The organism is Nesterenkonia sandarakina (genome assembly GCF_014138825.1).
Classification (GTDB): domain Bacteria; phylum Actinomycetota; class Actinomycetes; order Actinomycetales; family Micrococcaceae; genus Nesterenkonia; species Nesterenkonia sandarakina.
Genome location: NZ_JACJIH010000001.1, coordinates 2,328,119 through 2,342,745 on the forward strand (window position 1 = coordinate 2,328,119; position 14,627 = coordinate 2,342,745).

The following is a 14,627-nucleotide window of genomic DNA, read 5'->3' on the forward strand; positions in this document are numbered from 1 at the left end:
ATGGCAGAGCTGACCGCGGTGCTCGCGAGCACCCATCACCCGTTCTACTACAAGGCCACCACGTCCCCGGAGGATCAGCGACCGCCCTTCGCCGATGACTGGCAGCGCAAGGTCGAGGCCTACCGCGAGACGCTCACCGCCGCGGAGCCTGACATCCTGGTGATGGTCGGGGCGGATCACTTCCACCAGCTCTGGCTGGACAACTATCCGCAGTTCCTGATCGGCAAGCAGGAGAGCTACGACGCGACCTTCTACAACGAGGAGCGCGAGTTCGGGATCCCGAAGTACACCCTTGCCGGGGACATCGAGCTCTCCCGCTATATGCACGAAGAGCTGCTGGGCAAGGACTTCGACTTCTCGGTCAGTCACGAGCTGAAGATCGATCACTCCATCATCTGCCCGATCATCACGGTCCGCCCCGAGGCGGATCTGCCGATCGTGCCGATCTACACGAACATCTTCGTTCCCCCGCTGCCCTCCCCGCGTCGCTTCTACCAGGTGGGGCGGGCCATCCGGGAGATCATCGACAGCTTCCCCAGCGAGAAGAAGGTCGCCGCCATCGGCACCGGGCACCTCTCGCTGGAGCTCGGCGGACCCCGCCAGTTCGGCGAGCACGGACCCGACCCGCTCTTCGACGCAGATGCGATCGAATGGCTCTCCACCGGCAATATCGACGCGATCCTGGCCAACGTCACCCACGAGTCCATGGCCGGAGCCGGCAACGCCACCCACGGCTTCATGGACCTGCTGCTGATGATGGGCATCGCCGGCCCCGGAGTCCACGCCGACTACGTCGATCACCTGGATCTCTTCCACACCCGGGAGATGTACATGACCTGGTACCCGAACAAGACTCGCGGTCAGCTCGATGCGGCCGCCCGGGCCGCGGAGACCGCGGAGGCCAGCACCGGCCCGATCTACGCCTCCGATCCGGCCTGGGATCAGTTCCGCGTGAGTCAGGAGCAGGCATGAGCAAGTACTACGTCAACAAGTTTCTCTTCACCATCGATCGTGACCCCGAATGGGTGGCCAGCTATCGCGAGGATCCGCGGGCCACCGTCCTCCGCTGGGAGAAGGAGGTCGGGCGCTGGCTGAATCCGGTGGAGCAGACCAGCTGGCTGGAGTTCACTCAAGAAGAGCGCGAAGCGCTGGCCACCCACGACTACGTATGGCTCTTCGAGCACGGCGCCCACTTCTTCCTGAACCTGACCCTGTTCATCGCACTCTTCGACGAGGAGTACGCCGCAGCCAAGGGCCCGCTGGCGTTCCAGACCGAGATGGCGCAGAAGCTGGGCCACTGGACCGGCCGGGACTACCCCTCGGTCGCCATGTGAGTGAGCCGCTCCAGCCCTGTCCCCGACGGCGGGGGCTGCGGGCCGGACGGGCTGGCTGGACGGGCTGGCTGGGCTACTCCTCCGGGGAGGCCAGCAGCGGAATGCGTCCGACGTCGGCGGCGTCGCGCTCGCGGACCTGACTGGGCAGTGACTGCCAGCGGGTCCAATCCTCGGTGACCGCCGCAGCGGCCTCGCGCAGCGGAGGAAGGTGCTTGTTCAGCAGCGTTTCCACGCTGGTCTCGGCGGCATGGACCGTGGTGTTCATCGAGGCCAGCACTCGGCCATGGGCATCACGGACCGGCACGGCGATGGAACGGATGCCACGGGCAAGCTCCTCATCGGCGAGTGCGTAGCCCTGCTGCTTCACCCGGTCCAGCTCTTCGAGGAAGGACTTCTGGTCCCACTGCACGACCGGGATCACCGAGGAGCGCGAAGCCTCGGAAAGCCGCTGCAGGATCTCCCGACGCTCCATGTCTGCCAAGAGCACCTTGCCCTGGGAGGTCGGCGGAGCCGGGAAGCGGGTCCCGATGTCCACTCGCAGCCCGATCAGCTTCGGCACCGCAACCCGGGCGACATAGACGATGTCCGGGCCGTCCAGCTGGGACATCGAGGCGGACTCGTGGGTGCGCGTGACCAGCGCCTCCAGATGAGGCCTCGCCACGTCCCACAGGCCCAGGGAGCTCACGTAGGCCATCCCGAGCTCCATCACTCGCGGGGTCAGGGCGAAGGCGCCGTTCTCTGCGCGCACGTACTCCAGCTCCTGCAGGGTCATCAGGATCCGGCGTGCGGTGGGACGCGCCAGATCCGTGGCCTTCGCCACCTGGCTCAGGGTGAGGCTGGGGTACTCGGGGGTGAAGGCCTTGATGACCGACAACCCGCGCGAGATCGCTTCGATGAACTCGGGACTGCGTTCCGGTGACATCTGGTTCCTTTCTTCAGGAGGACGCGGTGTGGATGCGATCGGCGCGGGCCTCGCGCAGTCTGGTCCAGGTCCGCACGAGCTGACTGAATTCCTTGACCTGGACCAGGACATGGTCACGGGCGGTGTTCTCCGCGGTCTCACCGTCTCCGGTGCTGATCGCGTTCACGATGGCGAGGTGCTCGGCGAGGGAGCGACGCATACGGTCGGGGGCGCGCAGCTGCAGTCGCCGGTAGGGCTGCAGCACGCGTCGCAGATGGTGTGCCTGCTGCTGCAGATACCCGTTGCCGCAGGAGTCGTAGATGATGCCGTGGAACAAGGCGTTGGCGTAGTAGTAGCCATCGGCGTCACCGAGTGCCTCGAAGCGCTCACATTCCTTCAGCGCCTTGCCCAGTTCTGCCAAGGGCTCGCGCTCGATCCGACTCGAAGCCAGCCGTGCGGCCATGCCTTCAAGCTCAGCCATCAGTTCGAAGCGCTCCGCCAGCTCCGGCAGGCTCAGCTCGGTGACATAGGTGCCCTGCTTGGGGCGGATGCGCACCAGTCCGGAACGTTCCAGCCCCTGCAGCGCCTCCCGCACCGGGGTGCGCGAGCAGCCGAACTCCTCCTGCAGCTTGGCAGGGTCCAGACGCTGCCCGGGACCGTAGTGTCCGTCGACGATGGCGTTCTCCAGCGCATCACGCACCCGTTGGGATTCCGGGACTCGGACCATGACACCTCCTCTGATGAGCATATCGCCAGCCACAGAGTGTGGCGTGGATCACGTTAATCCCCTATAGTCGCTGTTATATACATCACGGCTACTGATATACACGTAGGGAGGGATCATGGCAACCACGCAGGGATGGCTGCTTGCAGATCTGCTGCGCAGCCTGGGCGGGCACAAGCCTCGGCCGAGCGTGCAGACCCCGGGATCCGAAGGCCTGGCTCAGCTCACCGCGGGCTGTGCGGTGCTGATGGGGGACCTGGGAGAAGCGTCCATGCGGGCCGTGGCCGATCGGGCGCTCGCCACCTACCGGGAGCTCGATGCCGCCGCGCGGGCGGAGTTCTTCGCCCATATGCTGCACTCCTATGCCGTGAACCCTGAGGCGCTGCGCCACGCCTATGCCCGGTGGGACGCCGGGGAGGGACAGGCCGAACTGGCCGACCTCTTCGACGCCAGCGAGCCGCGCCGCCAGGCGCTGCTGCGGCGACTCAACCACGCCCCCGAGGGCACTCTGCACCTGGTCAACATGCGCGCCGACCTGCGCCGGGCGCTCCGGGACCACCCAGAGCTGGCTCCGCTGGACCGGGATTTCCGGCACCTGCTGCAGTCCTGGTTCAACCGCGGCTTCCTGCGGATGGAACAGCTCGGCTGGGACTCCTCGCGGGAGATGAAGAATCATCTGCTGCGCTACGAGAAGGTCCACCCGATGCGCGACCTCAATGATCTCAAGCGCCGGCTGCGGCCGAAGGACCGCACCTGTTATGCCTTCTTCCACCCCGCCACCGGGGAGCTCCCGCTGATCTTCGTGGAGGTCGCCCTGGTGAGGGGGATCCCCGGCAGCGTGGCACCGCTGCTGGCCCCCACCGAAGAGCTCGCTCCGGCCAAGGCAGATACGGCCGTGCTGTACTCGATCAACAATTCGCTGGAAGGGCTGGCCGGCATTTCCTTCGGCAGCCTGCTCATCAAGCAGGTCATCGACCAGGTCTCCGCCGAGCTGCCGCATCTTCAGCACTTCGTGACGCTCTCCCCGATCCCAGGGTTCCGCAGCTGGCTGCGTGAACAGGCCCGGACGGCGAAATCCGCCGAACTCGCGGCGCTGCACATGGACCTCCAGGAGCTGAACAGCCCTGTCGAGCTCCACAGCCCTGCGGATCCCAACCGCACAGTCGATCCCAGCGGCGCAGCGAAGTTCTCCGCGGCAGCCGGAGCTCAGGCGCCCGGCGCGAAGCGGCTTCCCGAGCGGCTCACCGCGGCGCTGGCGCACTACGTCGCGGTGGAACGCCGCACGGACGGTCAGCCAGTGGATCCGGTGGCCCGCTTCCACCTGGGCAACGGGGCCACCGCCTGGCAGCTTCACACCGCGGCCAGCAGTGCGGACTACATGTGGGAGCAGTCCTACGGGGCGATGATCAACTACCGCTACGACCCCGCCCTGGTGGAGCAGCGCCATGAGGACTACGTCCGGCACGGGGACATCGCGGTGGGGGAGAAGGTCTGGGGCCTGCTTCCCTCCGGTGCGGGCAGCCGCACCGGCACAGCCCGTGCCGAATCCGGCACAGCCAGCACTGACGCACCTACCGGCCCCGGGACAGCACCCGGCACAGCCAGCACCACCACCGACTCTTCCAGAACAGACAGCAGCAGCGAGAAGGGAACCACACCAGTGGACCACCAGATTGACGGCATCTATCAAGGCTTCCTCCGGCAGGCCCAGACCCATCCGGAGAAGCCGCTGTTCCACCTCCCGGAGGGACGCACGCTCACCTACTCCCAGGTGCTCCAGACCTCCCGGCGCATCGCCACGAAGCTGATCGGCGACGGCGTCGTACCCGGTGACCGGGTCGCTGCGCAGGTGGAGAAGTCCCCGGAGGCCATCGCGCTCTACCTGGCCACCCTCCAGGTGGGCGGGGTGTACCTGCCGCTGAACACCGCCTACACCGGGGCCGAGATGGACTACTTCATGTCCGACGCCGCGCCTCGGGTGCTGGTCTGCGACCCGAGCCAGACCGCGGCCCACGTGCAGCGCGGCAAGGACGGGATCGTCGTGGAGACCCTGGGCGCGGGCGGAGAGAGCACGCTGCTCGCCGCGGAGCAGGAGCACACCGAGGTCGCGCAGCTGCGCGCATCAGATCCCGGCGCGATCCTCTACACCTCCGGGACCACCGGCCGCTCCAAGGGTGCGGTGCTGACCCAGGGGAACCTCGCGGCGAACTGCGCCTCACTGATCCAGTCCTGGGAGTACACCGAAGCAGACGTGCTGATCCACGCGCTGCCGATCTTCCACATCCACGGCCTCTTCGTGGCGGTCAACATGACCCTGGTCTCCGGCGCCTCCATGATCTGGCTGCCCAAGTTCGATCCGGACGCCGTGCTCGAGTCCATGCCCCGCGCCACCGTGCTGATGGGGGTGCCCACGTTCTACACCCGGCTGCTGAGTTCGCAGCAGCTCAGCGCCGAGGCCTGCGCCGGGATGCGGCTCTTCGTCTCCGGCTCCGCTCCGCTGCTGGCAAGTGATCACGAGGCCTTCGAGGCCCGCACCGGGCACGCCATCCTGGAACGCTACGGGATGACCGAGACCGGGATGAACACCTCCAACCCCTACCGCGACGGGCCGCGCCGACCCGGCACCGTGGGACACCCGCTGCCCGGGGTCCAGGTGCGGATCGTGGACCGAGAGAGCCAGGCAAGCCTGCCCCAGGGTGAGGTCGGGATCATCGAGGTGCGCGGCGACAACGTCTTCGCCGGCTACTGGAACATGCCGGAGAAGACCGCCGAGGAGTTCCGCGAGGACGGCTTCTTCATCACCGGAGACCTCGGCGTGATCGACGAGCAGGGCTACCTGAGCATCGTGGGCCGCGACAAGGATCTGGTGATCTCCGGGGGATTCAACATCTACCCCAAAGAGGTCGAGGGACTCATCGACGAGCACCCCGGTGTCTTCGAATCCGCCGTGATCGGGGTGCCGCACCCGGATCTGGGCGAGGGTCTGGTGGCCGTGGTGGTCCCGACCGGCGACGACGCCCCCGAGGAGACCGCGATCCTGCAGGCGCTCGCCGGTGAGCTGGCCCGCTTCAAGCAGCCCCGCGCCGTCCGCTTCGTGGACGCGCTGCCGCGCAACGTGATGGGCAAGGTCCAGAAGGCGCAGCTGCGCAAGCAGTACACAGAGCTCTTCAGCAGCTGAATGCTCCCTCAAGAAACCTCAACCGCAAGTCAGGAGTAGACGATGGTTCTCTATGGAGTTGCAGCGCTGGCGCTGTGCATGCTCGTGGGAATGCTGATCGGTGATGTCCTCGGCGTCGCAGTAGGTGTGGACGCCAATGTCGGCGGGGTGGGCTTCGCCATGATCCTGCTCGTGGTGGCCACGGACCGGCTGCGCAAGCGCGGGCTGTTCCCGAAGCCCACCGAGCAGGGGGTGCTGTTCTGGTCCGCGCTGTACATCCCGATCGTGATCGCCATGGCGTCCACGCAGAATGTCGCCGAAGCGATCGGCGGCGGACCCATGGCCGCGATCGCCGGTCTCGGGGCGCTGGCCGCAGGCGCGGCGCTGGTGCCGGTGATCGCGCGGATCGGCGGACAGTCTGAACCGCTGCCGGCGATGACCGAAGAAGAGAAGCAGGAGGCCTGAGATGGACATCATCGCTGATGTGCTTGAACGCAACGGCCTGCTCTTCGCCTTCGTGGTGGTCGGTGGCCTGATGATGATCTCGGGCTGGCTCTCCAAGACGCTGACCCGAGGACGCCTGCAGGGCTCCGCCATCGCCATCATGCTCGGACTGGTGCTGGCCTATTTCGGCGGCATCCAGACCGGTGGAGAATCCGGCCTCGCTGATATCGCCATCTTCAGCGGTCTCGGCCTGATGGGCGGCGCGATGCTGCGCGACTTCGCCATCGTCGCCACCGCCTACGGCGTGGACCTTCAGGAGATCAAGAAGGCAGGCGCCGCGGGCGTGGTCGCGCTCATCGCGGGCATCGTCGTCTCCTTCATCGTCGGCGCCGCGGTGGCTGCCGCCTTCGGCTACACCGACCCCGAGTCCATGGCCACCATCGGCGCCGGCGCCGCGACCTACATCGTGGGACCGGTCACCGGCACCGCGATCGGGACCAGCTCCGAGGTGATCGCCCTCTCGGTGGCCGCCGGACTGATCAAGGCGGTGGTGGTGATGGTCTGCACCCCGCTGATCGCCCCGCTCATCGGCCTGAACAACCCGAAGTCGGCCATGGCCTACGGCGGGCTGATGGGCACCACCTCGGGGGTGGCCGGAGGACTCGCCGCCACGGACAAGCGCCTGGTGCCCTACGGCGCGATGACCGCGACCTTCTATACCGGCCTGGGCTGCCTGCTGGGCCCTTCGGTCTTCTACTTCGCCCTGGTCGGGATCTTCGGCTGAGCTGAGGAACCCTCCAGCACCACGACGACGGCGGCGGCTGTCCACCTGCACCCAGGTGGGCGGCCGTCGTCGTCGTGCTGGGGGGCGAGGCCCTGCGCCCACTGATCCCGCTCACTGCCCTGGGGGTTCCCAGACGGCGGGTGCTGTGATGGACTGCTGGAGAACCAGGACGGGTCTCGGTGCGCCGGGCTCACCTGCACGCCGAGGAGACGGGAGAGACCGATGCGGGCAGCGCTGTTCGTGCTGGTCTTCGCCGTGACAGTGATCGGTGCCTCGCTGGCCGGGTCGCAGAACCTGGCCTTCGTGCTCCTCATGGGCGCAGCCGTGGCCGCCCTCGCGTCCACGGTGATGACCGCCAGCGGTCGCCAGGCGCTGCGCCGGACCCGCGGCAACCTGACCCAGGGCTGGTCGCGACGTCCCGGCTGAATCCCCCGCTGGTCCGGGTGTGACCCCCAGCCGGCACAGGATGTCTTCCGGGCTCGGCGGAGGCTACTTATACCCGTCCACCATGGCGGCTGCGATGTCCATGTAGGCCCGGCGGGTCTCCTCCTCGAGCATGTCCAGGTGGATCCGGTCCCCGTCCACCACGGCCCGGTCGAAGGGCACCACCACGAGCTTCCCGCAGTATCCGCGCAGGCTCTCCTGGATGGCCTGCTTGTCCACCCGGTCAGAGACCCGCTCCTTATCGGTGATCACCACGATGGACTCCCGGGCCAGCCGCTCGTAGCCGTGGTTGGCCAGCCAGTTCAGCGTCTGCAGCGCGCGCTGGGCTCCGGAGACCGCGAACCCGGCGGCGATCACGATGTTGTCCGCCGTGTGCAGGATCCCCTTCATGGCGTTGTGCGTGACCCCGGTGCCGCAGTCGGTGACGATCACGGAGTAGTACTTGGCGAACTCCGCATGGATCCGGCGCCACTCCTCGGCAGTGAGGCTGTCCGAGAGGGCTGGATCCTGTTCTCCGGCGAGCACATGCAGCCGCCCGGCCTGCTGCAGGTAGCCCTGCAGCGCGGTCAGCGAGTCCACGCCGTCGAGCTTCTTGAGCAGATCGGTGATGCTCGGCGGCTGGTGCGCCTGGATCGCCCGCTCGCCCAGGGCGCGCTCCACCAGATCCCCGGAATCCGGATTCGCGTCGATGGCGCAGGGAATGTCTCCGCGGTGGTGGGCCAGGGTCATGCCGACACCCACCGTGGTGGAGGTCTTCCCGATCCCACCCTTGAGTGAGAGCACGGCGGTGTTGTGGCTGCCCTGCAGCGGCCGAGCGATCCGCTCGATCAGCTCCCGCTCTCGCAGCTCCTTCTGACTGGGACCGATGTTGATCGCGCCGCCGGTGGCGTCATAGAGGAAGCGCCGGAACCCGCCCTGAGGCTTCTCCGCGGCCACCGCGACGAAGGGCCGTCCGGCCTCTGCGATGCGACGGCGCTCCGCCCGTGTCTGCTGTGCCGCGGGATCCAGACTTGTGGGGTTGGCCGGGACCGAGCCGGTGGCTCGAGCCGGGTCTGCCGGACCTGCCGGACCGGTCTGGGCGCCGGGCTGCGGCTTTGCGGAGGGCCCAGGTTGCGCGACGGGCGCGGCCTGCGCTGGAGGCGTGGCCTGCGTTGGAGGCTCGGGCTGCGCTGGGGGTTTCCCGGGGGCCTCGGCGAGGGGCGCTGCCGGGGCCCGGCCGTTGCCCGGCTGTGCGTGTGCGGCGACCTCACCCTCCGGGGACATCGAGAACCAGCTCTGCTCGCCGCGGACATGGTCGATTCCATGGACCACCGCAGGCGTGCCGGTCTGCTGAGCATGTTGGTGGGCCTGCGCGTAGACCTCCCGGTAGGGGTTCTCCCCCTCGGTCACGGTGTGGGGCTCCCCGTTGATCCGGATCTGCCGGGGGGAGAGCACCTCAGCGGTGATGTCCGAGCGAGGCTCAGCCGCCGCGGTCTCATCGCTGCTCGCGGTGCTGCCGTCGTTGCTGGCGCGGCTTGGCTGCTCAGCTGGCGTCTGTGTCATGGGGGCCCTCCCTGAAGATCGTCTGAATAGTGGCCGGTGGGCGTCCACCGTGGATGAAGAGTCCGCGCCCCGGAGGCTGTCTGCGCGGCCGGACCGAGTTGATCAGTGCACCTTCGGACTTGTCCCCGTCCATCAGGAAGGTGGCACCGCCCGCCTCGCGCACTGCGGTGGAGAAGGGGTCGAACAGGCCGCGCCCGGCGCCGCGGACCCTCCGTGCGACCAGCGCGTGCAGCCCGATCTCCGCGCCCATGGCGAGGTGCTCGGTGAACTCGCGCAGCGGGGAACCGCCGCCCGCAGTGAGCACGTCGTAGTCGTCGACGATAAGGACCACCCGGGGGCCGTCGAAGCCCTCGCCTCGCGCCGCGGCCAGCGGGTCCTCCGGGATCCGGCTGCGCAGCTCCTTGGTCACCGCCTGGGTCAGCTTCTCGGCCAGCACCGTGGAGGTCGCGTAGCCGCCGAGGTAGGCATCTGGGACCACACCCTGCAGTGAGCGGCGCGGGTCGAAGACCGCGAAGACGATCTCATCCGAGCTGTGCTGCTCGGTCAGGCTCAGCATCAGGTGGCGCAGCAGGGAGCTCTTGCCGCTGAGCTCATCTCCCATCACGAAGAGGTGACGCTCCTGACCGGTCAGATCCAGCAGCTTGATGCTCATGTCACGCTCCACCATGCCCAGCGGGACCTGACCCGGTTTTCTCGGGGCGTCGATGCTCAGAGGCTCGAGATCCTCGGAGCTCAGCATCTGTGGCAGCATCCGGACCCGCCGCGGAGTCTGCTGCGGCACCATCTGCTGCACGCTGGCCGTGGCCTGCTGCAGCCCATGATGCAGCGCGCCGAGCTCGGCCTCGCCGTCTAACCGGGGGAGCGCGATCTGCCCGATCAGGGTGTCGTGGTTCAGGCCGCGACCGGGCCGATCCGCGGGGACCTTCTCCGCGACCTTGCGACCATGGGCGGATTCGGCCACCTCACCCAGGCGAAGCTCCAGCCGGGTGCCGAAGAAGGACTGCTGGGCGATCCGGACCTCATTCCAGCGGGTCGCGGTGGCGATGACGTGCACCCCGTACCCGCTGCCGCGGTTAAGGATGCCGTGCACCTGGTCCTGGAGGTCCTCGTAGTCATCGAGCAGCGCCCCCCAGCCGTCCAGGAGCAGGATCACATCGGCAACCTCGAGCTCGGGCAGCTCACCGGCGGCGTGGAGTCGACGCATCGTGGCCAGGGTGTCGATCCCCCTGGCCTCGAAGAGCGTCTCGCGCTCGTCGAGGATGTCCGAGACCTCTTCGACGGTGCGGCGCAGCGCTTCCCGTGAGGTGCGGCCGGCCATGCCAGCACTGTGCGGCAGGTCCTGCAGCGGCTGCAGAGCCGAGCCCTTGAGATCGACGCCGAAGAGCGCGACCTCCTCCACCCCGTGCGAGGCGGCCAGGGACAGCGCGATGGTGCGCAGCGCCGTGGTCTTGCCCGAGGCGGGACCGCCCAGGATCACGACGTTGCCTCCGGACCGGGTCAGGTCCAGCTCCCACAGGCCCTGCCACTGTCGGCCCGGATCGTCCAGCAACCCGATCGGGATGTTCAGCTGCCGACTCCGCCGCTGTGCGACCTCGGTGCCCGGCGTCAGGCTCAGTGTGCTGCGGGACGCGGCCTGGTCCAGGGTCAGCAGCTGCGGCAGCGGGGGCAGCCAGATCGGTGCCGTGACCCGCGGGAAGTCGCTCATCATCTCGACCAGCGTGGACATCACCGTCGGCCCGGTGGAGCGTTCGGTGGGAGCAGGTGACCCCTCAGCGGGGGAGGCCCCGGCGGCGTCGACCTCCTGGGCGGCGTCTTGGGCATAGAAGGAGTCCACCAGCACCGGCAGCGGCTCATCCTCGTCCTCGGGCGACTCCGTCTGCTGCGTCTCCAGCTGCAGCGGACCCGAGACATATCCGGCCTTCAGCCGCGAATAGGTGGTGGTGTCCACCTTGAGGTACCCGTAGCCGGGCAGCGGCGGCAGATGGAACGCATCGGGGGTCTCCAACACCGTGCGGGACTCACCCTCGGAGAGTGTGCGCAGACCCAGCCGATAGGACAAGTGGGTCTCCAGGCCACGCAGCTTGCCGGCCTCGATCCGCTGCGAGGACAGCAGCAGGTGCACCCCGATGGACCGGCCGATCCGCCCGATCGACATGAACAGGTCGATGAAGTCCGGCTGCGCCGTGAGCAGCTCACCGAACTCGTCGATCACCACGAACAGATGCGGCAGGGGCGGGAGCTCCTCCCCGCGCTGGGCGCGTTCGGCCCGATGCAGCTGGTAATCGGTGATGTTGGCGATGTTTCCGGCGTTCTTCAGCGCCTCCTGCCGGCGCAGCACCTCGCCTTCCAGGCTGGAGTAGATCCGGTCCACCAGGGAGGCGTCCTCGGAGAGGTTGGTGATGATCCCCGAGACATGCGGGATCCCGGCGAAGGGCGCGAAGGTCGCTCCGCCCTTATAGTCCACCAGCACCATGTTGAGCAGATCGGCCGGGTGGGTCACTGCGAGGCCCAGCACCAGGGTGCGCAGCAGCTCCGACTTCCCGGATCCGGTGGCCCCCACACAGAGCCCGTGCGGTCCCATGCCGTGCTGGGCGGACTCCTTCAGGTCCAGGCTCACCGGTCGGCCGCGGTCGTCGATCCCGATGGGCACACGCAGAAAGTCCGGCTGCTCACGGGGCTTCCAGAGCCGCTCCACGTCCTCCGCGCTGAAGTCTCGGATGCCCAGGTGAGCGGTGAAGCGCTGGGAGTCGACGTCGTCGTCGTGCTCCAGGGAATCCGGGGAGAGCCGCAGCGGGGCGAGCATCCGGGCCAGGCCCTCGGCAGTGGCGACCGCCACCGGGGAGAGCACGCCCTCGGTGGTCTGTGGGCGCAGCGGATCCTTGACGTAGTCCTCGACCCGGAACCCGGTCTCGGTCTGGGAGATGCGCAGCGAGACCTCGTCGGGCTCGTCCTGCTGCCGCGGGGTCAGATGCACCGCGGTGATCGAGAGCTCGTGCGGAGAGAGCGCGGCGTCGGGCATCTGCAGGTTCGCCACCTCCCCGGCGTAGTCCATGTCGAAGACCAGCAGCCGCGCCTGGGCCAGCGGCGGACTGTCGACCAGGAAGTTCTTCCGGATCTCCGCGTAGCGCTGGTAGCGGGCGCGGATCTCCTCATCGAGCAGGTCGCGCAGCGCGGGCATGGAGCGGGCCAGCCGGTTCAACGGGCCGCGCGGCGTCGGCCGGGACTGGTCCAGCACGTGGGGGAGCAGGTTCAGCCAGCGCCAGCTCTGCTGATGCCGCTCCGGGACGGCGGCGGCGAGGTGGAGATCCTCGGGGCTGTGCAGCGCGACGGCGGGCAGCAGCAGGTTGCGCACCACCTCATGGCAGAAGTCCTCCTCCCCGACGACGGAGACCGTGTGGTGCCGGCGCAGATCCACCAGCACCGGCATGTTCGGTGCGGCGCTGAAGCGGCTGAGAAGGTTCCGCATCTCGTGGTCCATGTGCGGGTCGGGGCGCTGCCCCAGCTGCGCCTCGCCTTCGAGCTGCAGGGTCCGCGCCGGGACGGTCCCGGTGCCCAGACGCACCCGCAGGAAGTCCTCGTGGTGGCGCCGTCGCTCCCAGAGCCGGTGCGGGTCCGCGACGACCTCGATGAGCGCCTCCGGCAGCGGGTCGCAGGCCCGTGCGCGCCCCCGATGTTCCCGCTCCTGCTTCAGGAAGGTCTCTCTGCGCTCCTCCAGGTACTCCAGGTAGGTGTCGCGCAGCGTCCGACGACGCCGCCCGGCCTTGCCCCGCTGGGAGAACAGCATCACGATCGCCCCGGTCACGGTGACGATCATCATCAGCGCTCCGACGGCCGCGAAGGGCGAGCCGCGGAAGAGCATCATCACCGTCATCGACCCCGCCGCACCGAGCAGCGGGATGAGTCCGAGGAACCCCATGCCGCCGGACTCCTCATCCACCTGCGGCGGGCGCTGCAGAGCGAGGGTCTCCCCCATGGCCACCGGCGAACTGGTGCGCGCGGGGCGGTGGATCAGTTCGACGCCGTCGTGGGTGCTCTGCGCAGTGCCGGTGAGCGTCACCGCGGGTCCTCAGCCAAGGCCGGGTGGGGATCCTGGGCCGGGCTCAGCCGCGCGGGCTCCGCGGAGGCGGCCCCGAGTGCTGCGGCTGCGAGCTGAGCCAGCTGCAGCCGGCGCTGCTCCCCGACGCGTTTCAGCGAGATCCGCAGCCCGCCGCCCAGGTGGCGATCGGCGTCGAGCAGGTGCACCGTGTGCGGATGGCCGGTCTCGCGCAGATGTGTCTTCAACGCGTGCACCGCGGCTCTGCGCTCGGCGGTGCGCGCGCGCCGGGTGTCGACGATCACCGGGATGACCGGGGTCTCGGGAAGCTCCTGCTGCAGCTTTCTCAGCAGCGACCGTGTCGCCTCGACCGCGGCGGGGCTCGGCCCGACGGCGAGGATCAATGCGTGGACGCTGCTCAGGCCCGCGGTGCCCAGCTCCGGGGAGAGCTCGGGCAGCTCGATCAAGGACACCGCGCAGGTGTGGCTGAGCACCTGGAAGGTGCCCGCGACATGCTCGGCCCGCAGGGCCGGATCCGCATCATCGAGCGTGATCCTGTGCAGCGTGGAGCGCAGCTGCGCCGAGTGGCTGCGCAGGTCGGTCAGCGAGATCTCCTGCCGACCCGCGGCCACCTCAGCCAGGGAGCGGACCCCTGCGGGCTGCTCCTCCGAGGGCAGCCGCTGGAGCAGCCCACTGGGACGCCCCGCGAGATCCACGGCGGCGATGTGATCGACGCGGACGCCCGAGAGGAGCAGACCCATGGCGGCTGCCAGCGTGGACTTGCCAGTCCCACCGGTGGCCCCGATGATCCCGATCCTGCGTCCGGTGGTCACCGGGTGCTGACACCGATCCACCGCGGCTGCGTAATCCGTGGGGAACGCGTCATTGACCACCACGCGAGCGGCGGCCCGCCATGCGCGGCGGTAGCCCGGATCGCCGTGGCGGGCGGAACGGGAGAACGCTGAGAAGCGCTGCGCATCCTCGGGCTCCTCCTCGGGCTGGGTCCAGGGCCGCCGGCGGGTTCTCAGCTGGGCGGGCGCTGCGGGATCTTCGAACCCGGCCGGAGCAGGATCTGTGGGAGCTGGATCTGTGGGAGCAGGCACGGCGGGGACCGGAGCCAGCGGCGCGCTGTCGGGGAACTGGGCGGGGAACTGGGCGGGAAGTTCAGCTCCCGCGCGGTGCTCGGCGGCCTGTGTGGGCTGCTCCGTCTGGGGGACGGCGCCGGGGAAGCCGTTCTCGGGGGAGGGGGGCGGTGTGGGCATGT

The 14,627-nt window shown here is 68.7% G+C and carries 11 protein-coding genes; 6 read left to right on the forward strand and 5 right to left on the reverse strand.

All coding sequences use genetic code 11. The features are described from left to right. Both HNR24_RS10550 and HNR24_RS10555 read left to right on the forward strand, forming a co-directional pair. Positions 1 to 972: a DODA-type extradiol aromatic ring-opening family dioxygenase gene (locus HNR24_RS10550; protein ID WP_083504641.1), complete on the forward strand. Its 972-nt coding sequence runs from the start codon at positions 1 to 3 to the stop codon at positions 970 to 972. Continuing rightward, positions 969 to 1,334, forward strand: coding sequence for a hypothetical protein (locus HNR24_RS10555; RefSeq protein ID WP_058887840.1), 366 nt, complete (start codon positions 969 to 971; stop codon positions 1,332 to 1,334). The genes HNR24_RS10550 and HNR24_RS10555 overlap by 4 nt, the downstream gene beginning before the upstream one ends. 73 nt (positions 1,335 to 1,407) lie before the next feature. Here HNR24_RS10555 and HNR24_RS10560 read toward each other — a convergent pair whose 3' ends face one another. Both HNR24_RS10560 and HNR24_RS10565 read right to left on the reverse strand, forming a co-directional pair. After that, complete coding sequence (locus tag HNR24_RS10560) at positions 1,408 to 2,256, reverse strand: IclR family transcriptional regulator domain-containing protein (protein ID WP_058887839.1); 849 nt, start codon at positions 2,254 to 2,256, stop codon at positions 1,408 to 1,410. 13 nt (positions 2,257 to 2,269) lie between these two features. Then, the gene (locus tag HNR24_RS10565) at positions 2,270 to 2,962 is read right to left on the reverse strand and encodes a GntR family transcriptional regulator (protein ID WP_058887838.1); all 693 of its coding nucleotides are present in this window, start codon (positions 2,960 to 2,962) and stop codon (positions 2,270 to 2,272) included. 115 nt (positions 2,963 to 3,077) lie between these two features. Between HNR24_RS10565 and HNR24_RS10570 the strand changes: the two genes are divergently transcribed. The 4 genes from HNR24_RS10570 to HNR24_RS10585 all read left to right on the forward strand — a co-directional run bounded on the left by HNR24_RS10570 (position 3,078) and on the right by HNR24_RS10585 (position 7,770). Beyond that, on the forward strand, positions 3,078 to 6,137 hold the full coding sequence (locus HNR24_RS10570; RefSeq protein ID WP_182495727.1) for an AMP-binding protein: 3,060 nt from the start codon (positions 3,078 to 3,080) through the stop codon (positions 6,135 to 6,137). A 42-nt stretch (positions 6,138 to 6,179) separates the two neighbouring features. Continuing rightward, entirely contained in the window at positions 6,180 to 6,581 is a 402-nt protein-coding gene (gene madL, locus HNR24_RS10575) for a malonate transporter subunit MadL (protein WP_083504639.1), read from the forward strand. A 1-nt stretch (position 6,582) separates the two neighbouring features. Continuing rightward, a complete protein-coding gene (gene madM, locus HNR24_RS10580) occupies positions 6,583 to 7,344 on the forward strand; it encodes a malonate transporter subunit MadM (protein ID WP_058887837.1) in 762 nt (253 codons plus the stop codon). 222 nt (positions 7,345 to 7,566) lie between these two features. Beyond that, positions 7,567 to 7,770, forward strand: coding sequence for a hypothetical protein (locus HNR24_RS10585; RefSeq protein WP_058887836.1), 204 nt, complete (start codon positions 7,567 to 7,569; stop codon positions 7,768 to 7,770). A gap of 63 nt (positions 7,771 to 7,833) precedes the next feature. On the opposite strand, the gene HNR24_RS13825 is transcribed toward HNR24_RS10585, so the two are convergent. Genes HNR24_RS13825 through HNR24_RS10600 form a run of 3 tightly spaced genes read right to left on the reverse strand, consistent with a single transcriptional unit; the run spans position 7,834 to position 14,625 of the window. Beyond that, positions 7,834 to 9,330 (reverse strand): MinD/ParA family ATP-binding protein, encoded by a 1,497-nt coding sequence (locus HNR24_RS13825; RefSeq protein WP_220477206.1) that lies wholly within the window; start codon positions 9,328 to 9,330, stop codon positions 7,834 to 7,836. Next, a complete protein-coding gene (eccCa, locus tag HNR24_RS10595) occupies positions 9,311 to 13,387 on the reverse strand; it encodes a type VII secretion protein EccCa (protein ID WP_232301695.1) in 4,077 nt (1,358 codons plus the stop codon). The genes HNR24_RS13825 and eccCa overlap by 20 nt, the downstream gene beginning before the upstream one ends. Continuing rightward, positions 13,384 to 14,625: a P-loop NTPase family protein gene (locus tag HNR24_RS10600; protein ID WP_058887835.1), complete on the reverse strand. Its 1,242-nt coding sequence runs from the start codon at positions 14,623 to 14,625 to the stop codon at positions 13,384 to 13,386. The genes eccCa and HNR24_RS10600 overlap by 4 nt, the downstream gene beginning before the upstream one ends. Positions 14,626 to 14,627 lie beyond the last annotated feature (2 nt).